The sequence below is a fragment of the Pontibacter mucosus genome (assembly GCF_003054055.1).
Taxonomy (GTDB): domain Bacteria; phylum Bacteroidota; class Bacteroidia; order Cytophagales; family Hymenobacteraceae; genus Pontibacter; species Pontibacter mucosus.
In genome coordinates, this window is the sequence record NZ_QBKI01000004.1 from 364,335 (window position 1) to 389,050 (window position 24,716).

General features: G+C 53.6%; 20 protein-coding genes and 1 tRNA gene. 12 read left to right on the forward strand and 9 right to left on the reverse strand.

Going from position 1 to position 24,716, the window contains the following annotated elements:
• The first annotated feature begins 212 nt into the window (after window positions 1–212).
• Window positions 213–2,513 (forward strand): LysM peptidoglycan-binding domain-containing protein, encoded by a 2,301-nt coding sequence (locus C8N40_RS10265; protein WP_108211679.1) that lies wholly within the window; start codon window positions 213–215, stop codon window positions 2,511–2,513.
• Between the two features lie 721 nt (window positions 2,514–3,234).
• Here C8N40_RS10265 and C8N40_RS10275 read toward each other — a convergent pair.
• The gene (locus tag C8N40_RS10275) at window positions 3,235–4,554 is read right to left on the reverse strand and encodes an MFS transporter (RefSeq protein WP_108211681.1); all 1,320 of its coding nucleotides are present in this window, start codon (window positions 4,552–4,554) and stop codon (window positions 3,235–3,237) included.
• Window positions 4,555–4,835: 281 nt separating this feature from the next.
• On the opposite strand from C8N40_RS10275, the gene dnaE reads away from it, so the two are divergent.
• From dnaE to trxA, 4 genes are all read left to right on the forward strand, one after another.
• Window positions 4,836–8,459: a DNA polymerase III subunit alpha gene (gene dnaE, locus C8N40_RS10280; RefSeq protein ID WP_108211682.1), complete on the forward strand. Its 3,624-nt coding sequence runs from the start codon at window positions 4,836–4,838 to the stop codon at window positions 8,457–8,459.
• Between the two features lie 245 nt (window positions 8,460–8,704).
• Window positions 8,705–8,968, forward strand: coding sequence for a transposase (locus C8N40_RS22945; RefSeq protein ID WP_211318072.1), 264 nt, complete (start codon window positions 8,705–8,707; stop codon window positions 8,966–8,968).
• Window positions 8,969–8,983: 15 nt separating this feature from the next.
• Window positions 8,984–9,268 (forward strand): hypothetical protein, encoded by a 285-nt coding sequence (locus C8N40_RS22950; protein ID WP_211318073.1) that lies wholly within the window; start codon window positions 8,984–8,986, stop codon window positions 9,266–9,268.
• Window positions 9,269–9,490: 222 nt separating this feature from the next.
• Window positions 9,491–9,856: a thioredoxin gene (trxA, locus tag C8N40_RS10290; protein WP_342749965.1), complete on the forward strand. Its 366-nt coding sequence runs from the start codon at window positions 9,491–9,493 to the stop codon at window positions 9,854–9,856.
• Between the two features lie 65 nt (window positions 9,857–9,921).
• On the opposite strand, the gene C8N40_RS10295 is transcribed toward trxA, so the two are convergent.
• From C8N40_RS10295 to C8N40_RS10305, 3 genes are all read right to left on the reverse strand, one after another.
• Window positions 9,922–10,590 (reverse strand): hypothetical protein, encoded by a 669-nt coding sequence (locus C8N40_RS10295; RefSeq protein ID WP_108211683.1) that lies wholly within the window; start codon window positions 10,588–10,590, stop codon window positions 9,922–9,924.
• Between the two features lie 85 nt (window positions 10,591–10,675).
• Entirely contained in the window at window positions 10,676–11,185 is a 510-nt protein-coding gene (locus C8N40_RS10300; RefSeq protein WP_245905066.1) for a DUF421 domain-containing protein, read from the reverse strand.
• A 42-nt stretch (window positions 11,186–11,227) separates the two neighbouring features.
• Window positions 11,228–13,159: a hypothetical protein gene (locus tag C8N40_RS10305; RefSeq protein ID WP_108211684.1), complete on the reverse strand. Its 1,932-nt coding sequence runs from the start codon at window positions 13,157–13,159 to the stop codon at window positions 11,228–11,230.
• 127 nt (window positions 13,160–13,286) lie between these two features.
• Here C8N40_RS10305 and C8N40_RS10310 point away from each other — a divergent pair, with 127 nt between their 5' ends.
• Window positions 13,287–13,697, forward strand: a complete 411-nt coding sequence (locus C8N40_RS10310) for a DUF5329 family protein (RefSeq protein WP_108211685.1) — start codon at window positions 13,287–13,289, stop codon at window positions 13,695–13,697.
• A 76-nt stretch (window positions 13,698–13,773) separates the two neighbouring features.
• Entirely contained in the window at window positions 13,774–14,142 is a 369-nt protein-coding gene (locus tag C8N40_RS10315) for a SpoIIAA family protein (protein WP_108211686.1), read from the forward strand.
• 282 nt (window positions 14,143–14,424) lie between these two features.
• Here C8N40_RS10315 and C8N40_RS10320 read toward each other — a convergent pair whose 3' ends face one another.
• Entirely contained in the window at window positions 14,425–15,780 is a 1,356-nt protein-coding gene (locus C8N40_RS10320) for an IS110 family RNA-guided transposase (protein WP_108211687.1), read from the reverse strand.
• 777 nt (window positions 15,781–16,557) lie between these two features.
• Complete coding sequence (locus C8N40_RS10325) at window positions 16,558–17,589, reverse strand: isoaspartyl peptidase/L-asparaginase family protein (protein ID WP_108211688.1); 1,032 nt, start codon at window positions 17,587–17,589, stop codon at window positions 16,558–16,560.
• 434 nt (window positions 17,590–18,023) lie between these two features.
• On the opposite strand from C8N40_RS10325, the gene C8N40_RS10330 reads away from it, so the two are divergent.
• Window positions 18,024–18,734, forward strand: coding sequence for an OmpA/MotB family protein (locus C8N40_RS10330; protein WP_108211689.1), 711 nt, complete (start codon window positions 18,024–18,026; stop codon window positions 18,732–18,734).
• A gap of 175 nt (window positions 18,735–18,909) precedes the next feature.
• Here C8N40_RS10330 and C8N40_RS10335 read toward each other — a convergent pair whose 3' ends face one another.
• Window positions 18,910–19,425 carry a DUF6141 family protein gene (locus C8N40_RS10335; RefSeq protein ID WP_108211775.1) on the reverse strand — a complete coding sequence of 172 codons (516 nt, stop codon included), beginning with the start codon at window positions 19,423–19,425 and terminating at the stop codon, window positions 18,910–18,912.
• Between the two features lie 161 nt (window positions 19,426–19,586).
• Complete coding sequence (locus C8N40_RS10340; protein WP_108211690.1) at window positions 19,587–20,726, reverse strand: cystathionine gamma-synthase; 1,140 nt, start codon at window positions 20,724–20,726, stop codon at window positions 19,587–19,589.
• A gap of 211 nt (window positions 20,727–20,937) precedes the next feature.
• On the opposite strand from C8N40_RS10340, the gene C8N40_RS10345 reads away from it, so the two are divergent.
• Window positions 20,938–21,660 (forward strand): TVP38/TMEM64 family protein, encoded by a 723-nt coding sequence (locus tag C8N40_RS10345; RefSeq protein ID WP_108211691.1) that lies wholly within the window; start codon window positions 20,938–20,940, stop codon window positions 21,658–21,660.
• 64 nt (window positions 21,661–21,724) lie between these two features.
• A tRNA-Arg gene (locus C8N40_RS10350) sits at window positions 21,725–21,798 on the forward strand.
• 137 nt (window positions 21,799–21,935) lie between these two features.
• Here C8N40_RS10350 and C8N40_RS22645 read toward each other — a convergent pair.
• Window positions 21,936–22,199, reverse strand: a complete 264-nt coding sequence (locus tag C8N40_RS22645) for a hypothetical protein (RefSeq protein WP_170114058.1) — start codon at window positions 22,197–22,199, stop codon at window positions 21,936–21,938.
• Here C8N40_RS22645 and C8N40_RS10355 point away from each other — a divergent pair.
• Window positions 22,198–23,787 (forward strand): mechanosensitive ion channel family protein, encoded by a 1,590-nt coding sequence (locus tag C8N40_RS10355; RefSeq protein ID WP_245905067.1) that lies wholly within the window; start codon window positions 22,198–22,200, stop codon window positions 23,785–23,787. The two genes, C8N40_RS22645 and C8N40_RS10355, sit on opposite strands and share 2 nt — an antisense overlap.
• A gap of 105 nt (window positions 23,788–23,892) precedes the next feature.
• Window positions 23,893–24,651 (forward strand): DUF2490 domain-containing protein, encoded by a 759-nt coding sequence (locus tag C8N40_RS10360; RefSeq protein ID WP_108211693.1) that lies wholly within the window; start codon window positions 23,893–23,895, stop codon window positions 24,649–24,651.
• Window positions 24,652–24,716 lie beyond the last annotated feature (65 nt).

Consider the following 24,716-nt stretch of genomic DNA (forward strand, 5'->3'; position numbering starts at 1 on the left):
TCCATCCTGGCAAAGAAATATTTATACTTTCCGGCCCGAAAAAATAATGCAGGAACTTGGCCGCGCGTTTTAGAATACAAAGGTTTTTCCTTTAATTTTGCATTAACTATATTCTATGCTAAACACATTAAAATATAGTCATTTAACTATAGTTAACTCAACCGGAAGTAGAGCCCCCGTTTTATAATTAATCAAACTTAAGTACCCCTGTTATGAGGAGACCGCTTGCCACCCTTCTTGTCCTGCTGCTTTTGCCCCTTCTGGCGCTGGCGCAATCTGTTACCGTGCCCCATAATCTCTATTTTGCTGACATCCACCTGAAAATTAACAACAGGGCCCAGGCCGAGATTCAGAAGAAGGTGGATGCCCTGCACCGCAGCAAGCTATACTTCCAGATGAAGGTGGACCTGGCAGACGCCTACTTCCCGATTATTGAGCGGGTGTTTAAGGAGGAAGGCGTGCCGGACGATTACAAGTACTTGGCCCTGCAGGAGAGCGGACTGATTGGCGATGCCGTGTCTACTTCTAACGCTGTGGGCTACTGGCAGTTTAAGCGGGAGGCCGCTCAGGATTTTAACCTGCGCATCAACAACGTGGTGGATGAGCGCCGGCATATCGTAGAGGCCAGCCGCGGCGCTGCCAAATATTTTTTGCGCAGCAACAACCACTACGATAACTGGCTCAACTCCCTGCTCTCCTATTACCTGGGGTACTCAGGCGCCAAACCCTACACCAAGCCCTCTGACAAAGGTGCCCGGCAGATGGACATCACCGAGCGCACGAACGACTACATCCTAACCTTTCTGGCGCACAAGGTAGCCTACGATGCCTTTGTGGGCAAGGCCAATCCGCCGGCCGTATCGCTGCAGGAGCACCGCGCGAAGCCTGGCCAAAGCCTTTCAGAAATCGCGCTGGCCACCAAAACCGATTACAGCGAGCTGGAAAGGTATAACAAGTGGCTGCTGGGCAACTCCATTCCCTCAGATAAGGATTACTACGTGATGATACCCGTGCGCAATGGCAACGATGGAGGCCTGATGGCATCGGCCAAGGAAACTACCCAGCCTGCCCCGCGCCAGAGCAGCACCCGCAAGTCCTCCGCGGCCATGGTGAAGCGCAACAACCTGAATGCGCTGGTGGCTCGCCAGGGCGATACCAAGGACAAACTGGCACTCCAGGCCGGCATCTCCACCCGCAAATTCCTGAAGTATAACGACATGCAAAGTTTCGACAAGATTGAGGAGGGCACCGCCTACTACATCGAGCCGAAGCGTATGAATGCCGATACAGAATACCACGTGGTGCAGCCCGGCGAAACCATGCAGCTGATCTCGCAGCACTACGGTGTGCGCCTGAGCTACCTGCTGTTTAAGAACCGCATGAAGCGCAACGAGGTGCCGGTGCCGGGTCGCGTGCTGTGGCTGCAGAAGCGCCGCCCTGCCCATACGCCGGTAGAGGTGCGCGATGTGAATAAGACGAACGTGGCTACGTCCAACACCAAGCAAGAATACAGGCCTGTTGCAGACTCCCCCGCCCCTAAAAAGGAGAACTTCTTTACCCGCCTCGTCAGCAAGCTTAAGGGCGAGCCGCAGCCGGAGCGAAATGTAGTCGTACCCACAGAAGCAGTAGCCGAAGAAGAGGAGTTTGAGGAAACAGTTGTGGTAGAAAGAGCGCCTGACCCGGAGCCTGTCTCTACACCGGCCCCTGCCAGAAAAGATACAAACCTATACCCGGGAGCGGCCAAATCTGAAACTACTCAGGCAGCAGCAAAAGAAGAGGAAGTATTTGCTGAAGAGGAGCCGGAATTAGAGCCAGCCCCAGCAGTAGAAGTCGATCCGTTTGTAACCGAGGCTGCCCCGGTTGAGGAAAAGGCTCCGGTAGCGGCTTCACCAACGAAAGCTGCAGAGCCAGTGAAAGAACCAGCCCCTGTGCGCCAACCGGCAGCCAACGCCACCACGCACATCGTAAAGCAGGGCGAGACGCTTTGGGGCATCGCCAGACTATACGCTGTAAGTATAGACGACCTGGTAGCCTGGAACAACCTGGGTGACGCTCCGCTGAAACTGGGTCAGGAGCTGCTGATTGCAGAGCCGCTGCAGCAGCCGGCCGCCTCTCCTTTTACCGAGGACGCTGCCGAGACACCGGCCACCATGCTCAGCACCGACAACGCTTACCATAGCGTAGCAGCAGGCGAAACGCTTTACCAGATCTCCAGAAAGTATAACGTATCGGTAGACCAGTTGCGCCAGTGGAACGGCCTGCAGGGCAGCGCCCTGAGCCTGGGCCAGGAACTGCGCGTAAAGGCTCCTGCCGCACCTGCCGCCAATACGCCAGCTGCTTCCAGCAACACCACCTCCGCTAAGGGCACGATTTACCACACCGTTGCAGCCGGCGAAAGCATGTATCAAATCTCCCGTAAGTATGACGTCACCATCAAGGACATCATGGAGTGGAACAACAAGCCGGACTTCTCGGTAAGCGTGGGCGAGAAGCTTGAGATTAGGAAGAAGTAGCTTGGTTGTTGGTTGTAGTTATTGGTTGATTGTTGGGAGTATAAAGCAACTACTGACTACGAGCTCAATATAACTTTAAAGTATAAAGCCGGCCCTTTAGGTCGGCTTTATACTTTAAAATGCTCTTCAATACCGATTCCAACCACCCCTAACCCCTCCTTAGCCAAGGAGGGGAGCCTGTAGTTACTGGTGCTGAAGTATGGGTTCTATAGTAGCTGTCCCTACAAAGTATAAACCCACCCCAGCCCCTCTCCGAGGAGGGGAATTCTCTGCATACGATGAACATCCCCCTGCCCCCTTCGAAGGGGGAATTTGGCTGAAGCTCCGTCTGCTGTAGCTATCGAATGATTCCCAGCCTTTGGGTTGAGCGCCTTGTGAGATCCGGTGCCCGGTAAGGGCATGCTGAGCGCGAGCGAGGCAAGGAGGGAACACAGCGCGATGCCCGAAGGCGAGGCCTCCCGGCCTGGGAGGGCAGAAAGCTGGCTATGGAAAGGTAGGTTTGTGGGAACTAGAGGAACAGCTGTGTTTTGAAAGTATAGCTTGGTTCGGGATATGGGAAGCGGTGGCTCAGGGAAGTATAAACCGAAAGTATAAAGTATAGCCAAAGTATAATTCACGCGGACTTAGAAGTCCGCAGCAGAGGAGGTTCCGGACAAGGGTGTCCGGAACAGCGGAATACGAGCTACAAGCTCGCGCCAGCGAAAGTATAACAACCACCAAACTACCGCTTCTCCTGTGCGGCAGTCAGGTCCGTAGCAGTTTGAAGGCCGGTGGCAATCTCAGGCAGAATGCCGAGCCGCTGGTAAATAGGCTGCACCATGCGCCGCAACTTCGGGCGATAGATGGCAAAAGGAATGATACTCAGCACACACAGGAAACCACAGCCCGCCAATGTATACCCTACCCCAATCTGCTCCGCCACCGAGCTGGCCAGCATGCTACCAATCGGCGCCATCCCCATAAACGCCGTCGAGTAAAAACTCATCACGCGTCCGCGCTTGTCATCGTCTACCAAAGTCTGCAGCAGCGTGTTGCAGGAGGCCATCGTAACAATCATTCCAAAGCCAGTAAACAACATGAGTGCCAGCGAGAGCAGCAGCATCTTGGAAAATGAGAATAGGATGAGCGCCACGCCGAAGATGGTCATGGTGCCGAGCAGCACCTTGCCCAGACCTACCACCGACTTCCGCTGCGCCAGGAACAAGGCCCCGCACAGAGCGCCAAGGCCGGAGGCGCCCATCAAGTACCCCAGCGTGTTGGCGCCGCCGTGCAGAATATCGCGGGCAAACACGGGCAGCAGCACCGTAAAGGGCATCCCGAACAAACTCAGCAGGGCCACAACGATGATGAGGGAGCGAATGGGCGCAAACCCGAAGGCGTACCGGAACCCCTCCTGCAGCGATTTCCATACTTTGTGCTCGTGCTGCACCCGCTCAAACGGCTTCAGCCGCATAAGCAGCAGCGAGGCCAGCACCGCAATATAACTCACCGCGTTAATCAGAATACACATGCCCTCCCCCACCGCGGCAATGAGCAAGCCGGCAATAGTTGGCCCCACCAGGCGCGCCATGTTAAACAGCGAGGAGTTCAGCGCGATGGCGTTTCCCAGGTCCTCCCGCCGCTCCACCATCTCCACCACAAACGACTGCCGCGAGGAAATATCAAAGCCGTTGATGATGCCCAGAAACGCACTTAGCGCCAGAATATGCCAAATTTCGATGGTTTGGGTCAGTACAAGCGCCGCCAGCGTGGAAGCCTGCACCATGGAAAGCGTCTGCGTGACGAGCAGTACCTTGTGGCGGTTAAACTTGTCAGCCAGCACTCCGGCAAAGGGGCCAAGTATAAACGAGGGGATCTGGCTGGAAAAAGTAACCGCACCGAGCAGGAATACCGAGTCGGTCAGGCGGTACACCAGCCAGCTCAGGGCAATCTGCTGCATCCAGGTGCCAATAAGGGAAATTCCCTGTCCCACAAAAAACAATCTATAGTTACGCGAGCTCAAGGCCCGGAACATGCCACTCAATTTTGCTGCTGTTGCCATAGTTTATACTTCGCTGCGCGCTCTCCGGCACAAGTCTATCATACGAGAGGCCCAAGTTCAGGAGTTATACTTTGCGCGCGTCCTACTTTCCTCAGAAAATTCATCTTCTACTGAAGGGACAATTGCCAGGCTACATTTGTTATGTAAGGCCGGCTCAGCGTTTGCGGGGCGGGCCTATTTTGCGTAATTTTAACATCCCGAAGATGGCCCGAAAGCAAGGTCTCAATTTTTGCTTCAGAACCATTATTAATTCTTCATTCGTCATTCCTAATCCCGCATAAATGCCTGTTTTTTCGCATTTACATACCCATACGCAGTACTCGCTGCTCGACGGCCAGGCCAGCATTGGCGCGCTCATGAAAAAGGCGCAGGCCGATGGCATGCCCGCCGTTGCCATGACCGACCACGGAAACATGTTTGCCGCCTTCAACTTCGTGAACGAGGCCAACAAGTATAACGTGAAACCGATTGTGGGCTGCGAGTTTTATTTGGTGGCCGACCGCCACCAGAAAACCTTCAGCAAGGAAGTTAGAGATAACCGCTACCACCAGCTGCTGCTCGCCAAAGACCAGGAAGGCTACCAGAACCTGGCCAAGCTTTGCTCGATGTCCTATATCGAGGGGATGTACAGCAAGTGGCCGCGCATCGACAAGGAGCTGCTCTTAAAGTATAACAAAGGCCTGATTGCTACCAGCTGCTGCATCGGTGCCGAGGTGCCGCAGGCCATCCTCTGGAAAACCGAAGAGGAAGCCGAGGAAATATTTAAGTGGTGGCTGGATGTGTTTGGCGAAGATTACTACATCGAGATTCAGCGCCACGGCCTGATGAACATCGACGGCACCGGCAAAAGCCAGGAAGACATCAACCAGGTGCTGCTCAAGTGGGCCAAAAAGTATAACGTAAAGGTTATCTGCACCAACGACACGCACTACGTGGACCAGGAAGACTGGAACGCGCACGACATCCTGCTGTGCGTGAACACCGGCGAGGACCAGTCTACTCCCGTTGGGGACTTTACGACCAAGTATTACCGTTTCCTGTCGGATGACCAGAAAGTGATTTACGATACGGTGGAGAACGTGCGCCAGAAGTATGGCCATCAGTCGAGCGTGCGCCAGATGCTGAACCGCATTGACGAGGCCGGCCCCAAAACACGGTTTGGCTTTCCCAACGACCAGTTCTACTTCAAGACGCAGGCCGAGATGAACGAGCTGTTCAAGGATGTGCCGGAGGCCGTGGACAACACCAACGAAATCGTAGACAAAATCACGCCGCCCAAGCTCAAGCGCGACATCCTGCTGCCTAACTTCCCGATTCCGCCCGAGCATGCCGGGCCGGATGCGTACCTGCGCCACCTGACTTACGAGGGAGCCAAAAAGCGCTACACCGACATCACCCCAGAAATTGAGGAACGCCTGGACTATGAGCTCCGCATTGTGGAGACGATGGGTTTTGCCGGTTACTTCCTCATCGTGCAGGATTTCATCAACCGTGGTCGCGACATGGGCGTGTTCGTGGGGCCGGGTCGTGGTTCGGCGGCCGGCTCGGCGGTAGCCTATTGCATTGGCATCACCAACATCGACCCGATTAAGTATAACCTGCTCTTCGAGCGATTCCTGAACCCGGAGCGTGTGTCGATGCCCGATATTGATATTGACTTTGACGACGTGAACCGCCAGCGCGTGATTGACTACGTGGTGGACAAGTATGGCAAAACGCAGGTGGCCCAGATTATTACCTTTGGTACCATGGCCGCTAAGTCGTCGATTAAAGACGTGGCACGCTCCACGGCCCTGCCCCTTGCCGAAGCCAACGAACTGGCCAAAATGGTACCGGATGCGCCGGGCACCACGTTGGCCAAGGCCTTTATGGAGAACCTGGAGCTGGCCGCCATCCGCGAGGGCGACGACCACCGCGCGGCCGTGCTGAAACTGGCCGAGAAATTGGAAGGCTCGGTACGCAACACCGGTATCCACGCGGCAGGTGTCATCATCGCCCCGGACGACATCACCAACTACATCCCGGTTTCCACTTCCAAGGACTCCGACCTGCTTGTAACGCAGTTTGATGGTAAGGTAATTGAGAGTGCGGGCATGCTGAAGATGGACTTTCTGGGCCTGAAAACACTGACCATCATCAAGGACGCGCTGGAGCTCATCAAGAAGAACCACGGGGTGGAGATTGACATCGACACCATTCCGATTGATGACGAGAAGACCTACCAACTCTACCAGCGCGGCGACACCATTGGCACGTTCCAGTTCGAGTCGGAGGGCATGCGCATGTACCTCAAGGACCTGCAGCCCACCAACATTGAAGACCTGATTGCCATGAACGCCCTCTACCGTCCGGGCCCGATGCAGTTCATCCCGAACTTCATTAACCGCAAGCACGGCCGGGAGGAAGTAGAATACCCCCACGAGCTGCTGGAGCCAATCCTCAACTACTCCTACGGCATCATGGTGTACCAGGAGCAGATCATGCAGACGGCCCAGATTCTGGCCGGTTACTCACTTGGGGGCGCCGACTTGCTGCGCCGCGCCATGGGTAAGAAGGACATGAAGAAGATGGCCGAGGAGCGTGAGAAGTTCATCGCCGGAGCCGCCGAAAAGCATAGCATCCCGGCCAAGAAAGCCTCTGAGGTGTTCGACGTGATGGAGAAGTTCGCCCAGTACGGCTTCAACCGCTCTCACTCGGCCGCTTACTCCGTGGTGGCTTACCAAACCGGTTACCTGAAGGCCCATTACCCTGCCGAGTATATGGCGGCGGTGCTGACCAACAACATGAACGACATCAAAAAGGTGACGTTCTTTATCGAGGAAGCCCGCAAGCAAGGAGTTGCCGTATTGGGCCCGGACGTGAACGAATCGCTTTTGAAGTTCAACGTGAACGAGCAGGGCCAGATTCGTTTCGGTTTGGGCGCGATAAAAGGCACCGGCGAGGCGGCCGTGGAAGCCATTATTTCCGAAAGGGAAAAAAATGGCCTCTACCAGGATATCTTCGACTTTGCCAAGCGCGTGAACCTGCGCGCCGTGAATAAAAAGACCTTTGAAAGTATGGCCCTGGCTGGTTGCTTCGACTCCTGGGAGCTCTACCACCGCGCCCAGCTGATGGAGATTCCGGAAGGCGAAAGTATGAGCGTGCTGGAGAAGGCCGTGCGGTACGGCAACAGCTACCAGGCAGAGCAGCAGGCCGCGCAGCAGTCGTTGTTTGGCGGCAGTGCCGCTGTGGCCGCTCCACTGCCCAAGATTCCGGATGTGCAGCCGTGGACGCAGGCCGAGATGCTGCGCCGCGAGAAAGAGGTCGTGGGTTTCTACATGTCGGGCCACCCGCTCGACCAGTTTAAGCTGGAGATTGACTCCTATTGCACCTGCCCGCTGGACAGGATTGAAGAGTATAAAAACCGCGACGTGAACGTGGCCGGCATGGTGACCGACGTGGTGATCCGCACCGCCAAAAACGGCAACCCGTTTGCGCTCTTCACCATCGAGGACTACGACACGTCGATGCAGATGGCGCTGTTCGGGGAGGATTACATGAAGTTCTCGCCTTACCTGAAGATGGGCTTATACTTGTTTATCCGGGGCAAGGTGCAGCTGCGCTACAAAACCGAGGACCAGTGGGAGCTGAAGCCGCAGAACATCCAGCTGCTGGGCGATGTGATGGACAAGATGGCGCAAGGCGTGCAGCTTAATATCAACCTGCAGCACTTTACGCCAAACCTGGCCGAGGCGCTGGAGAGTGCTATTGTGGCCAGTGCCGGTCAGAAGCGCCTGGAGATTACGCTGCACGTGCCGGAGGAGAAAATCGCCCTGCCTACCTACTCGCGTAAGTATAGAATTGACCCAAAAGTGTTTTTGACCTCTATCAAGGACATGGGGCTGGGCGAGTGTAAGCTTATCTAGGATCAGGATTTACAGGATTATCGGATGAGCAGGATGTAAAGCCTGTATCTGATAAAGTATAGAAGAGGTGCGCTACAGTAGCGCACCTCTTCTATTTCTTGCTCATCCGTACATCGGTGTCCGAATGCTCGCTGCCGGGGATATCCGTGTCCCCGTTCAATAACTTCCGCGGACGTGGACGTCCGCAGCAGAGGAATTTCGGACATGGATGTCCGAAACAGCAGTCTAAAACAACAGCCCAAAGTATGAAGTATAATTCCAGCATGGGACTCAAAAACAGAGTTGTACCTGACAGCTTATACTTCCTGACCATGACGGTTGTAGACTGGGTAGATATTTTTACACGGCCCGTTTACAAGCACATCATAGTGGATGCCCTCAAATTCTGCCAGGATGAGAAAGGCCTGAAGCTTTACGCGTGGGTACTGATGAACAACCACCTGCACCTGATCGCCGCCGCAGCAGAAGGCAAAAATCTTTCCGATATACTTCGGGACTTCAAGGGGTAGACCAGCCGAAAGATTGTGGCTACGATACAGGAGGAGCCGGAAAGCCGCCAGCAGTGGCTGCTGCATAGGTTCGAGTTCAACGCCAGACTCAACCCTAAAGTGAGGCATTACAAAGTATGGCAGGAGGGCAACGAAGCGAAAGAAATTTACAGCAATGACTTTTTAGACCAGAAGTTGGGGTACCTGCACCAAAATCCGGTGCGGGCGGAGTGGGTGAATGAGCCAGAGCATTACCGCTACAGTTCTGCCAGTAATTATGCTGATGCGGAAGGATTGCTCCAGGTAGAACCGCTGGAGTAGACCGATGATTTATACTTCCCTTCCTCCATTTCCCACCGCCGCACCTTACGCAAACTTTCAGCAACAACACTTGTTTATACAAATGAGGCAGCATCTTACAGGGATTTATGCCGTAAGTATAACAAATGCTGCTCCCGGCTGTTGTTGTTTCCATAAAGTACGACAGCCTGTCAGGCTACGTAAGTTTGGGCAGATCTTTGCCAAACCTGTAATTGTTATTATATTTATAACGCAGAATTTAACCAACAAAACGCTAAAGTTATGGCTAACAAAGCAATTGAAATCACAGACGCGAACTTTGATGAGATCATCAATTCAGATAAACCGGTGCTGGTAGACTTTTGGGCAGAGTGGTGCGGACCGTGCCGCATGGTAGGCCCAATCGTAGAGGAACTGGCTGGCGAGTACGAAGGCAAGGCCGTTATCGGTAAGGTAGACGTAGACGCCAACCCGCAGACTTCTGCCAAGTTCGGTATCCGCAGCATCCCAACCCTGCTGGTATTCAAAAACGGCGAGGTGGTAGACAAGCAAGTAGGCGCTGTGCCGAAAAACGTACTGGCTCAGAAACTGGACGCCCAGATGGCTTAAGCAGCTTTACGTATGATACAAAAAGAGCGCCCCTCCAGCAGATTGGAGGGGCGCTCTTTTTATACTTACTTAACAGACACTTCCAACCGTACCATCAGGTTCTGGTTAAACTTTTCGTCCTCCTCTTCGCTCATGTGTTTGCGCAGCTCCCTCTGGTCCACCTCTATCCAAACGGGCTCGTCCGTCATGAAGCGGTATACATAAAAGGGGCAGGTATCACACTCGTTCGTCATGCCCACGTAGGGGCCACTGTCGTAGCGGCCGGCGTTGGGCCAGCTTACGGCGGCAAACACGCCTTCCTCCGGAAGTGTCAGATTATACTTCGAGATGTCTATCCAGTGCCAGTACGTATTGTTCTTGGGCCTGAAGGTGATGGGCACTGGGAGCAGCGGCTTACCTGGCGCCCCGGTGCTGTCTACGGCATATAAGTATACTTGCAGGTTGTTGGGTTTCCGGAAAAGGTCTAAGGCAGTGCGCTTATGGTAAATATAAACGCCCACTCTGTCTATAAAGCCCTGACGCCCTTTGGCCGGGATATGGAAAGCCGTTTGGTAGTGCGGGTACTCCTTGCTGCCGCCATGCCCGTAATCCGCCTTTTTCTGTTTGGTGCCCAGTATCTCCTTGCGCAGGTCCGGCCTTACCACCACCTCCTTCAGCTTCACCTCGTTTTGGGCATAGCCGCTTATACTTGCCAGCAGCAACAACAGTAACAGCCAGGTAGACTTTGGTTTCATGTGGATTGCAAGATTTAGAGTTGCCCCAATAAAGCAGGTTTTATCATACTCACCAATTTCATTAACAACCTGAATGGGATACTGTTTACGGCTCGTCCTCGCCCTTCAGGATAACGCTGATTTTCCCGCTCCGCTCCAGGTACGCATACTTAATGCGGTCTACCCCGCCAAAGTTTCCGGAGCTCCGGATAGCCTCTGTCAGGTCGTTTTTGGTAATGCTGTTCTCTTCCATGGCCTTCTGTTGCAGCTTCCCGTCCTTCACCAGCGTTCTGGGTGCGCCTTTTATAAACGAGCTCAGTCCGAAACCGGAATGAAACGTGAAAGACGCCAGAAGCTTGTGCAGCATGACCAGCACAAAGGCCGCGACGATGGTAGGCACAAAGGGAGAGTTCCCTGTTATAGCCCTGCTCAGTATGGAACCGTAGATTATGCCCAACACAATATCGAAAGCGGAATTTTTACCGAAAATGCGGTGGTTGCCCATGCGGATAATAAGAAGGGCGGCAAAGAAAACCCCTACCGCCCTCGCAGACATTTGCCACCAGGTCAATGTCTCTTCCTTAAGTCCGAATACCAGTTCAACATACTCCCCCATACTTTAGAAAACGCACCGTATGGGAAGCAGGTTATACTGGGGTTAACTAGCGTCCTCGCAACTATAGAGGTTCTTATCCAGGGTTTTAATTACCTCAAAGCCTCTCTCCACCTCCTTTATCTGGTGCTGCAGGCGCGCGTTATACTCCTGTACCTTGTCCAGCTGCTGGTCTTTCAGCTCTACTTTGGATAGCGTGTCGAGCATTTTGATGGATTTGCCCAGCTCAGTGTTTCGCTCGTAAATGCGGCTGATGTACTGGTCCAGGTTATCGTTGGCAGAGGCGGTGGCCAGTTGCAGGTTGTTCTCGATGCAGACCTGGCGCTTCAGATACTTGAGCACCGTTGCATCGGCCTGCAGTTTCAGCTCATCCTTCTTCTGCAGGGCCTGCTTGAGGCGGAAGCTGTCGTAGCGCTTGTTATACTCTGTCACGGCCTCACGCACCTTCTCGCGGCAGCTAACGCATTTGCTTGTGCCCACTTTCTCCAGCAAAGCATTGCGTTGCGGTATGGTTTCGTCGGTGGCCTCGGTGGCAGTCAGCTTCTGCACGTCTTTCTGGAACACATCGGTATACTGCAGCTCCTCCAGCCGCTGGGTCAGGCGCATGATGGCCTCGCCCTCCACGGAGGCGGAGAGCACCTCTTTTTTCGGCAACTCGATGGCATGCAGGCGGGTTAGAGCGGCCTCGCGCTTCTCCGGTGTGTTCCACGATTTGGGGTCGTTCTCCAGCTCACGCAGGGTGTTTACCAGCAGCTTCCCGTTCTTCAGGTTGTGGTCGGCCTCCAGGTACAAATCAGCGTTAGTCATGATGGATTCATACTCGGAGCGGAAGATATTCCGGTACGTGCTGTTTTTGGCGAACTCCTTCTCGCGGGCATCGAAGATTCCCTTCAGGCGCTTGTACTCCTGCACGATGCTGAACAGGTTCTTGGCGTTGATGTCTGCACTGTTGTTGCGGTAGTTCAGCCGGTAGGTGTTCAGGTTCTGCTTCATGTCGGCAAACGAGCGCAGGTACTCCACAAACAGCTTCTCCTGGCGGTAGGTCTCGTCGTTGATCAGCTGCTTGTCGTAGGCCGCCTGAATCTTCAGCTTGCGCTTCTCAATCAGGTCCAGGGTTATCTCGTCGCCGGTCAGCACATCCATCTTGTAGAGGGACTTGTAGTTGGCCACGATCATGTAAGGGTAGTCCTTGTAATTGGTCATCTCCTCCAGCATGCGGCGGTCCAGCTTGTTGGGGTTCTTCTGCAGGTAATCGGCCAGTTTCACGGATTTAATGTCCACCTTCTTCACATCGCTTGGCACAAACACATAGATGCGCACCGAGTGCAGGCGGGTGTCGAAGTCCTGCCCCTCGTAGAGGCGGATGGTGGAGCTGAACTTATACTCTTTGCGGCTGGCGCTGGAGTTGAGCAGGTTCCCGAACTCCCCCACCAGCGACAGCACGGCGCTGCTCGGGGACGTGAGCTTGGAGATGGCCACCAGCTGGTTGGCCACCAGGCCAAACACCTGATCGCTCTGCCCGTTGGTGATGGCCTTGGCGTTGATAACGGCGTCGATGCTGTTGCTGGCGGGGCCGAGCGGCATCTTATCGATAATGCGCACCACCTCCTGGTGGTCGCTTACCTGGGTTTTGTAGTTGCTCTTGTCCTGGTCAATGGCAAAGTTATAGAGCGGATACACGATGTCGTCGTTGCCGAAAATCTTCATGTTCTTTAGCTGGGCCGTAATCATGAGGTACTCCAGCACATTGCCATACTTCTCCTTGGGCTTGCGTGCGCCTGTCTCCAGCTCGTTCAGCACGCGGGTAAACTTGTTTCCGTTAAAAAGGTAAATGTCTGTGGAGAGGTACTGCCACTCATCCGAAAACTGAAAATCGTCGTTGTAACTATAACCCAGGCGTGTCTCGATGTTGCGTTGCGCAAATGCTGCCTGCTGGCAAACCAGAAGTGTAATTAAGGCTAAAACTATTCTTCTCATAAAATTCGTTACTGCCAAGTGAGGTAGCTGTTGTTATAGCTCCCTCCGGATGAGCATACTTAACGCTAAAGGTTGAACATAAGTGCATTAAAATTGCTAATAATAACGCTATAATCATAAAATTAATATGAAAACAAAATCGAAGGCATGCGTCCTGTTGAGTTTTATACTTTGCTCCGGTTTTTTATCGCTGGAAAGCGCCCTGGCGCAATCGGCTACGGCCGTCGCACCGCAGATGCGCACCACCAAACTTACTGAGGACGAGAAGGTAGAGCGCCTGATACAGCACGTGGCGAAGATGGAAGGGGCCACCTTTATCCGCAACGGGAGTGAGCATACCTGCCGCCAGGCCGCCGAGCACCTGGAGTCGAAGTGGGAAAAGCACCGCGATAGTGTTAAAACGGCCAGGGATTTTATCGCAGAACTCGCCTCCCGCTCGGGCCTGTCGGGCAAGGACTACCTTATCCGGTTCGCCGACGGCACCACCCGGACAACAAACGAGGTGCTGACGGCTGAGCTGGATCTTCTGGAGCAGTAACAGGTGCAGAACGTTGCCCCGGCTGCGCACGTATAGCTAAGAATAATCCACATCCAAACGCCTCATTCTTACACTTATGATACAGCTACTTGAAGGAGCCAAGGACGATCTGGTGGCCTTCCGGATTTCGGGCAGCGTCGATATTCACGACTATAACGTGATGCTGCCCCTGCTGCAGGAGCGCATTAACCAGCACGGCAAAATCCGGGTGTATGCAGAGGTGCAGGATGTGGAGGACTACTCGCTCCGGGCGCTGTGGCAGGACATCAAGTTCGACATCAGGCACGCCACTGACTTTAGCAAGGTAGCCGTGGTTGGGGATAGCCAGTGGATCGATTGGCTGACGGTAATGGCCAAGCCTTTTACCTCTGCCGAGGTAAAGTACTTCAACTTCGCGCAGAAGCAACTGGCCTGGGATTGGGTTATGAGTGCTCAGGAAGTATAAGTATAGCTGCAGGGGCGTTGCGCTTGCTGCTATGCTGCTTTGCGTGAGTTATACTTTTATACTTGGGTTTTGTCCGTGTCGCTGGCGCAAGTTTGCAACTCGTGCCTACAATGGGTTAAGTATGCAACTTGATTGGCTTGAAAAGCCATACTTTATACTTTGGCTATACTTTTATACTTGCTGATTTATACTATACTTGCTGTGCCCCTGCTTCCTTCCAATTGAGGCAAGCTATCCTTTCAAACTACCGTTCATCCTCTAATCCTGACTAACGTTTATTTCTCAGGCCGTTGCAAAGCCCACATCTTCAGGCTTCAGGTCTAATTTAGCGATGTTTTTCTTTATCCGCTGCACCAGCTTGAGCTTTCTTTTCTCGTCGAGGAACAGGTACTGCGTGGGCGGGTTGTAGGGCACGCGGTAAGTGAGCATGTGCCAGATGATCACCGCCAGCTTGCGGGCCGTGGCGCTCACCGCCGCCTGCCTCCCCTTTCTGAAGGCCACTCTTTTAAAGAAGTCCGACAGGTGCGTCTCGCGCAGGTTGCCGATGACATTGGCTGCGTTCCGCAGGGCAATCTTCAGCCGGTTGCTGCCCTTGGGAATGTGGGAGCTGAGCACCCTGCCCCCGCTCACCTTCGTGTTGGGGCAGAGCTTGAGCCAGTTGGTGAACTGCTTGGCCGTGGGAAACTTGCGGATGCCCTCGGCACCCACCTCGCTCATCAGCGCCATGACGGTCGCATGGCTCACCCCCTCGATTCGGAGCAGGTCCACCCCACCGTAGTACTGGTAGGCCAGCTGGTTGAGATCCATCTGCTGCGGGGCATTCTTGTTGACCCGCTTGTAGGGTTTAGGGTCTGTTCTCAGCTCCCGCCTCTCTTTATCTGCTCCAATCTGCTCTCTAAGCAGCTGCTCGATGGCCGCGTCACAAGCCGCAATCTTATCCTGCAGCATCTTGTACATATCCAGCTCCTGGGCAAGGGTAAAGAGCAGCTCACGGCGGCCGTTGCCGCGCAGGGCCAGGGCGATTTCTTCTTTCGATTTTCGGCAGTTACCATGCCGGAAGCAAGCCAGCTTTTCGGGATTGGTTTCCCCTTGGCAAACGGCCTCGATGATGGCCATGCCCGTCTGGCCGGTGATGTCGCGCACGACCACGTCGAGCCGCAGGTTCAGCAGGCGCAGGTACTTCTGCATCTTCTGGGTAGTGACGGCGGCCGTCTCCAGCAGCGAGGCGCGGTGGCGGCAGTAGGTCCTGAGCTCCTCAGTGGCCTGGTCAGGCAAAAAGCTGCCCGAGAGCAGCCCCAGCGCGTGCAGGCGCTGAATCCACTGGCAGTCCTGTACGTCGGTTTTGCGCCCCTTGATGTTCTTGGTGAACTTGCCGTTGCAGAGCAATACCTCCAGGCCTGCCTGCTGCAGGGCCGTGAACAGGCTCTGCCAGTAAGTACCCGTGCTCTCCATGGCCACGGTGGAGATGTGGCAGGAAAGGAGCCACTGGGTAAGTTCCCGCACCTCGTCCTCATAAACGCCGAACTCCCGCACCTGGTCCGCTCCCTGGCCCACAGCCACAAAGTGCGAGCGGCTGCCCACGTCGATGCCGGCAGCATGTTGGTTGACAATCTCCATGGGCGTGTTTCTCTTTTTCATAGCGGTAAAGAATAAAGTGAAAAACGATCCCAGGGGAATGTACGCTAGGTCTTGAAAGTATCCTGATCGGGGTCTCCCGAGGGAGCCGCCACTGAAATCACCTCAAAGCCCTCCTCAGTAGAAGGGCTCTCTACATTCCAACCAGAATGCCACCCGAGCTTTAAAGCGTCAATTAGAAACCGGTCTTGCAAGGGATACAATAGGAATACGCAGCAACGTTAGCGGGAGAAATCAATAGTTAATATGGGGGAATGCCCACAAACGTCTCGTTTCACATTTGGCTTTGGCTCCCTCAAGGCCGGGAGGCCTCGCCTTCGGGCATCGCGCGGTGTACATTTCCTGCCCTCGTGCCTCGGGCTGCCCTTAACGGGCACCGGAAATCTACAAGGCGCTCAACCCAAAGGCTGGGAACAGAATCGATAGCCCCTGCCTTTGCTGTCTTCTCGGCCTTTGGGAGAGATCTCTTTAGAATTCCCGATAGATCTCTCCCGATGGTCGAGATGACAATGAAAGTAGTAAGTATAAATTCCCCTCCTCGGAGGGGCGGAGGTGGGTTTACAGCTGTAGGGACAGGTCGCGACCTGTCCGCGCGAGAACATCAACTATGAAACTTATACTTCAGCCAAAGTAACAACAGGCTCCCCGCCTTAGACTACCGAGAACGCGAGTTCGAAGGTAGCGAGCGCAGCTCTGAGGGGCTAGGGGTGGTTGGACCCGGTACTGCAAAGCTCCCTCCCCTGTTCTTAGGGGAGGGCTGGGGTGGGGTAAAAATCCCACCTAATCCTTATAAATCGCTACCTCAGCTTTGCCATTTTTGATGTAGCCGCGGTACATGCCTGCGGAGTTGAACGGCATGGCGATGTTGCCTTTCCTGTCCAGCGCAATCACACCGCCTTCGCCGCCGCGTTCCACGAGCTTTTTCATCACTACTTCCTCAGCGGCCTTTTTAACGGAGTATTTCTTGTACTCCATCAGGGCGGCGATGTCGTGGGCTACCACCGAGCGGATAAAGTACTCACCATGCCCTGTGGCAGACACGGCACAAGTGTTGTTATCGGCATAGGTACCGGCTCCGATAATCGGTGCATCGCCCACGCGACCAAAACGTTTGTTGGTCATGCCGCCTGTGGAGGTGCCGGCGGCCAGGTTGCCGTACGCATCCAGGGCCACAGCGCCTACCGTGCCAAATTTATTGCCCTCGATAAAGATGTTTTCGGTACTGCTGGTGCCGCCGTCGTGGTCGAGCTGGGTTTTCTCTTTGTCCTTTATCTTCTGCAGTTGCTCGTAGCGCGTCTCGGTATGAAAGTAGGACGGGTCCACGATTTCCAGGCCGTTGATTTTGGCAAACTGCTCCGCGCCGCTGCCAATCATCATCACGTGCTCCGACTTCTCCATCACGGCGCGCGCCGCGGACACAGGGTTCCTGATGGTGGTGACACTGGCCACAGAGCCGGCCTTCAGCGTTTTGCCGTCCATCACGGCGGCATCGAGCTCGTTTTTACCCTCGTTGGTAAACACAGCTCCTTTGCCGGCATTAAAAAGCGGCGAATCCTCCATCACATGAATGGCTGCTTCCACAGCGTCCATACTGGTGCCGCCTTTTTTCAGGACAGCATACCCCGCCTGCAGGGCTTCGTCCAGCTTCTCGCGGTAGGCCTTCTCCTTCTCTGGCGTCATGTTCTGCCGGGTAATGGTGCCCGCGCCGCCGTGGATCACCAGCGTAATTTTGCTATAGTCGGGGTTGCCCTGCGCCAGGCTGATGAAACCGGACAGCAAAAACAGGCACAGAAAGTATAAACTCTTTATCATGACAAGGTATAGGTGAGAGGTTTGATTAATGTATGGCTAAGTTAATGCTTTTTGATTTACGCGAAATAAATTTGTAAATCTGTGCAATTAAAGCAGAACTCATATATAGTATGGCCCAGTTATTGCTTGTTAAAACGGAGCGGAAAAGAGGCTAAACTCTGGCTTTGGTCGGTGGCTCAGCCTGAGGAGGAGCGAGCTATAGAATGGCAACTTCAGCGCAATTATCATGCATTCTATCTCTCAGACTAACAGAAAGATATAAGCTATGCATTAAAAAATATAGCTAACATAAAATATTTTAAAGAATTTTGCGTTTTCGGCAGAAAGTACAGCTAAAATATTGGTTTTAATATAGTTTTCTTAGCTTACTCAGTTATCTTTTACCATATTTGCAAAGTATTCTCAAACATTATCCAAACAAATAACAATCACCCATGAAATCCAATTTCTTCAAAGCATCTCTTGCCCTGGTGATGTGCTCTACCATGATGGCATCTTGTGTGTCTTCTAAGAAGTACGAAGACCTGAAGGCAAGCAAAGAAGCGCAGGAGCGCGAACTGGCTGCCTCTAAAGCTAAAGCAGACGAGCTTGCCAACTCTCTGAGAGAGCGTGAGCAAAAACTTGCTGACATGGAGCGTGCCATGAACGAGCAGAACAAGATCCTCGACAACCTGAGAAACGAGGTGAACACTGCCCTGAAAGGCTTCAACGAGAGCGACCTGAGCGTAACTATCAAGGATGGCAAGGTTTACGTTTCCATGTCTGATAAGCTTTTGTTTGCAACTGGTAGCACTAAAGTTAACAACAACGGCAAGAAGGCTATCGACCAGCTGGTTGACGTGCTGAAGAAAAACCAGGAAGTTGGTGTGATGGTGGAAGGCCACACGGATGATGTTTCTGTAATGAGCGGCATGCGCTACCTGACAGACAACTGGGACCTGAGCGTGCTGCGTGCCACTGAGATCACCCGTCTGATGACAGAGAAAGGTCTGTCTCCTGACAGAGTAACTCCTGCCGGCCGTTCTTACTATATGCCAGTTGACACAGGACGTACTGCTGAGGCGAAAGCTAAAAACCGTCGCACTGAGATCATCCTGACTCCGGATTTCTCTGAGATTTACAAAATCCTGGGCATCAAAGCCTAGTTTCGACTTTAAGTTGATACACAAAGCGCCGGCAGCTCCAAAGCTTCCGGCGCTTTTCTTTTGCCATCTAGTGTAAAGTATAAAGTATAGCCTGAAGTGTGAATGAGGCTAAAGCAAAGTATGACTGTGAAGTATAGATGCCGCAAAGTATAAACATTCGCCCTAACAACTAATACTACCTCCCACCCTTCTTGGCCTCCGTCAGCGCCCTGAAAAGCTCACCGGCACGCTGGGAGCCGATAAGCAAAGGCTTGCGGTTGTAAAAGTATAGTTTCACGCCCTCGTTGCCCGACATGTTGTAAGCTTTGCCCTTGAAGCCCCACCGGATACCCCAGCCCCCGTAATCGCCGATAGGGTTGTAGACCACCTGTTCGTAATCGCGCACTAGGTGCAGCGGAATTTCCCTCGGCTTTACATGAAAAGGCCAGAAACGCACCTGCACCACTCCCGGCCGCACCTCGGTGGTAAGCGACATGCGGTAGAAAAAGTATGGCAGCCCCAGCCCCACCAGCACGAAAAGTATACTTAGCTGCACATCCGAAACAGGCCTGTTGCCATATTGCCCGCCCAGCAGCACCTGGTACACAAACCCTACCCAGAAAATAGAAGCGACGCCCAGCACCACCACCCACAGCCAGAACTGCCTGAAATGCTGTCGCTCCCGGTAAAGTATAACTTGTTCATCTGCCATTTTCTTGACAAAGGATTTCTTCGACAAAAGACAAAGGACTTATAAATTAAGGAAAAATCAACATCTTTAATAAAGAAAGCCGCCTGCAGATTAGTTTTGCAGGCGGCCTCTATTAGTGCAATCCTTAGTCAAATAGTCTTTTGTCCTTTGTCAAAGAAAGACTACCCAATGGCCTGCTCCAGATCGGCAATCAGGTCTTCGGCGTCTTCCACGCCAACGCTCAGGCGTATCAGGGTATCGCTCAGGCCGCCTTTTATGCGCTCCTCGCGCGGAATGCTGGCGTGCGTCATAGAGGCCGGGTGGCCGCACAGTGACTCCACGCCACCCAAAGACTCGGCTAAGGCAAACAGCTTAAAGTTCTCCAGCACGCGGGTCGCATCGTCTAGGTTATCGCCCTTCAACTCAAACGACACCATACCGCCAAAATCGCGCATCTGTTTTTGGGCCACCTCGTGGTTCGGGTGCTCAGTAAAGCCAGGCCAGTATACTTTGTTTACCTTCGGGTGATTTTTAAGGTATTCGGCCACCTGGCGGCCGTTCTGGCAATGGCGCTCCATGCGCAGGTGCAGCGTCTTCAGGCCGCGCAGCACCAGGAAGCAGTCCTGTGGGCCGGGCGTGGCACCGCTTGCGTTCTGAATAAAGGCCAGTTGCTGGTGCAGGTCATCGTCTTTCACGACAATGGCTCCCATCACCACGTCCGAGTGGCCGCCCATATACTTGGTCAGCGAGTGCATCACGATATCGGCGCCCATATCCAGGGGTGTTTGCAGGTATGGTGTGGCAAAGGTATTGTCGGCCACCAGCAGCAGGTTATGCTTCTTGCAGAGCTCACCGTAGGCCTTTATGTCGATGATGTTGAGCAGCGGGTTGGTAGGCGTCTCTACCCAAATCATTCTGGTGTTTTCATTCACCAGCTTCTCCACATTGGCCACGTTACCCATGTTGGTGAAGTGGAATTTGATACCGTAGTTCTGGAAAATTTTGGTGAAGAGGCGGTAGCTGCCGCCGTACAGGTCATTGGTGGAGATCACCTCATCGCCGGGCTTGAGCAGCTTCATGATAGCGTCCTCTGCTGCCATACCCGAGGAGAAGCACAGCCCGTGCTTGCCGTTCTCCAGCGCTGCCAGTGCGTTCTGCAGCTGTGTGCGGGTGGGGTTGTGCGTGCGGGAGTACTCATAGCCTTTGTGGTCGCCGGGTGAGCGCTGCACGTAGGTAGACGTTTGGTAAATAGGCGTCATGATAGCGCCTGTGGATGGGTCTGGCTCCACGCCAGCATGTATAGCTTTCGTTCCGAATCTCATCGTTTATACTTTTAGTATCTGAAAATGTGTTACCTAGCTGCGTTGGCTCTGCAGTACTTAACCAACGGGCTTACCGATTGTTGTAAGTTAGAAAATTACCAATGAAGTATAAAAGAACGCCTCCCGCACCCGGTTATACTTTTAAAGCCGCCAAAATCTTTTGTCCTTTGTCCATCGTCTACATGCAGACAAAACAAAGTATACTTGCCCCATGAAATCACTCCCGCTGCTACGCACCTTTATACGCGAGAATGCCTCAACGTTTATCTCTATGCTATTGCTGGTGGTGGTACCCGTGGTAGTAAGCTCTACGGCGGCGGTCGTGCTCTACAACTACGAAGGCCTGCTGCAGGATTTGTCGGCGTGGGAGATGTTATTATACTTTGCCGTCATCTCTGTGACGATGGCGCTGGCACTGACGCCGACCACCTTTATTGCACTGGTAAGCGGCTTTTACCTGGGCTGGACAGGCTTACCAGGCATTGTGGTCTCCTACGGCATTGCAGCGCTCATTGGCTACAGCATCGCCCGGCTGATAGACCACGGCAAGATGATGAGCTTCCTGAACCGCTTTGAGAATGCCCGCAACCTGATGCAGGAGCTACGGAGCGAAAGCTGGAGCCTTATCTTCCTGACGCGTATTTCGCCGGTGCTGCCTTTTGCCCTGATGAACTTTGTGCTCTCGCTGCTGCAAATAGACAAGCGCAAGTTTTTCCTGGCCAGCATTGTGGGCATGCTGCCGCGCACGCTTTTCTTCTTCTGGGTAGGCACCCAGGCGCGCGATGTGGTGCAGGCCCTCCAGAACCCCGACAGCGGAATGGGCGGCCAGGTTCTGATGGTGGCATTAATTGTAATTTCTATCGGAGGGCTTTACTTCCTGTTCGACAGGGCATTAAAGCGCGCCCTGCGCAAAGCAGCCGCAAAAAACGAATAATTTTTCACGCAGGCTCTTGCGTATAAAGAAAAAACAGCGTTACTTTGCATCACAATAACGGAATGGTCTCGTAGCTCAACTGGATAGAGCATCTGACTACGAATCAGAAGGTTAGGGGTTCGACTCCCTTCGTGACCACCGAAAAGCCTCTCAGAAGCATCTGAGAGGCTTTTTTTATTTTACTGGGCACTAAATTGGGCATTGCTTAAGCGCCTTAGTGTAAGCCATCCTGCTCCTGCTGTTATACCATGCTCCTGTTGGCATCCCTCTCCTGTTTAACCAGGGACTGCTCCTTCTCTACCATCCGGTTCTATATCAATTGCACTGCAACCCCTCTCCCTGACAACCGTTACAAACTGAGGCAACAGGAAAAACAGCCCCAAGGGCTCCCCGGCCAGGTACTCAGCATGCCTGCCTTTTCCGTTAAGCATCAACCCTATGAATATCATGCACCTTGCTATAGTTTCCAGTGTTTCACAAAGAATCAGCACCCGTTTTCGTTTAATCCTGCTTATAAATATACTTGCCTTACTGCCCATGGCCTCCTTCGCACAGGAAACTGAGCAGGATACGGTAGCAGCTGCGCCAGCCTGGCCGGAGGACTCGCTGGGAAGGCGGACGCCGCGCGGCACGGTTACCGGTTTCTTTAGCGCTGTGGCTGACCAGGACTATACAAAAGCTGCCTTCTACCTGAACCTTATCTCCCCTATCGACACCATTCAGGATGGTGCCGCCACGGCAAAGGCCCTGCAAAGGCTCCTGGACCAGAACAGCAGGTTCCTGCCGCGCTCCTGGATAAGCAATGAACCAGATGGCCGCCTCGACGACGACCTGCCCCCCAACCTGGAACGGGTAGGCAGTGCCACGTTAGATAGCCTCCAGATAGATTTGGTTCTGGAAAAGACTGAAGGTGCGGAAGGAGGCCCTATATGGCTCTTCTCTGCCGAGACTGTGCGCAAGATACCGGTGGCAGCCGTTGGAGCCGAAGCAACCGTAATAGAGAAAACGCTGCCCAATTTTCTGGAAGACAATAACCTGGGCGGTGTACCTGTTGGCCATTGGATAGGCATGCTGGTGATAGCCATCATCTCGTACCTGGCCGCCTGGGGGCTTACCTCGGCGCTTGCCTGGCTCATACATTATATCTGGCGCAAAACCCGGGAAGAGCCAACCTATGGCGTTATCAGAGCGTTCTCGCTACCCATACGACTATACTTAACTGCTGTCATTCTGGTCATGCTGAGCCAGCGCTTCGGTATCTCCATCATCCTGCGGCAGCGCTTCAGCGAGTTTACGATCATTGTTGGCCTCGTTGCAGTGCTCCTCCTGCTGTGGCGCCTCGTGGACGCGATTGCGAATTTCAGCCGGCGGCGCCTTACCCATCGCAACAACATGGCCGGCATCTCGATCGTGCTGTTCCTGCGCCGTGCCGCCAAGGTTGCCCTGCTTGTAATTGGCAGTATAGCCATACTCGATACGCTTGGTTTTGACGTGACCACAGGGCTTGCCGCTCTTGGTATCGGTGGTATCGCGCTGGCGCTGGGAGCACAGAAAACGGTGGAAAACTTTGTCGGAAGTGTTACGCTCATTACCGATCAGCCTGTGCGGGTAGGTGACTTCTGCACCGTAGGCAACACCTCCGGCACAGTGGAGCAGATCGGCATGCGCTCCACACGCATCCGCACTTCAGAGCGCACCATCGTCACGATTCCAAACGGGGATTTTTCTTCTCAGAAAATCGAGAACTTCGCCTTCCGCGACCGCTTTCTGTTTGCCCCCGCCCTCCGGCTGCGCTACGACACCTCCCCGGAGCAGATACAGGCGGTACTTAGCGCCCTACGCGAGATCCTGGCCTCGCATGATAAAGTAGACCAGGGAAGCGCCCGGGTACGCCTGACTGAGATAAGCACCGACTCCCTGAAGGTAGAGATCTTCACCTACATACTGACCAGTGATTTCAACGAGCAGCTGGAGATAAAGGAGTCGTTGCTGCTGCGCATGATGGAGGCGGTGAACACCCAGGGCAAGGGCTTTGCGCTGCCGGCCCAGCAACTGCTGGTTACAGAAAATGGTAACAGCAAGGCAGATCACCGGAAAGACATCAGTGACACCTCACCTGAAGTATAAACGACATAAGTTCACAGTGTACTCTGCCAATAAAATCACAGCCCAGCTGCTATTAAGTATAGCATATACTTGAAGTTTTTACTTTCCCATTTCTATTTTAAGGGGATGAAATTAAGACCTATACTTTCGTGGCTGGCAGGGATGCTGCTGGCAGTAACGTTGCAACCGGAAATAGCCTACGCCCAGGGCAGTGAGCGTGTAAAAGACCACAATACCAATGGCTGGTACATGTACTTCGGCGATCATAAGTTTGCAGAGAGGTGGGGCGTGCACACAGAGCTGCAACTCCGGAGGCACAACACCCTTAAAGACCCGCAGCAACTGCTCCTTCGCACAGGCATTAACTACGACCTGTCCCCGAATGCCATGCTTACGCTGGGCTATGGCTTTATTGAGTCGCACCCGTACGGAGGCTATCCCGCAGCAGGGAAATTTCCGGAGCATCGCCTTTACCAGCAACTGCAGCTAAAGGGTAGCCTGGCCCGGCTTGGCCTCTCGCACCGCTACCGCCTGGAGCAGCGCTGGGTAAGGCAACCAACCACCTCCGACTATACTTACCTGAACCGCGCCCGCTACATGCTGAAGGCAACGCTGCCCCTGGCCGGCACTACGCTGGAGCCAAAGGAGTTTTTCCTGGCCGCATACGATGAGGTGTTTGTGGGCTTTGGCAAGCAGGTGAGGCAGAACATCTTTGATCAGAACCGCGCCTATGGGGCTGTTGGATACAGGTTCAGCAACACCGCATCGCTGGAGCTAGGTTACCTGCATCAGCTGGTGCAAAAGGCCAACGGCATCGTATTTGAGCACAATCACACGCTGCAAGTTAGCTTTTTCCATACGTTAGACTTTTCGGGCAGGGAATAAAATGCAAGCGCCGCAAAGGCATTGCTGCTTTTGCGGCGCTTGTTTCATGTAGGTATACTTATACA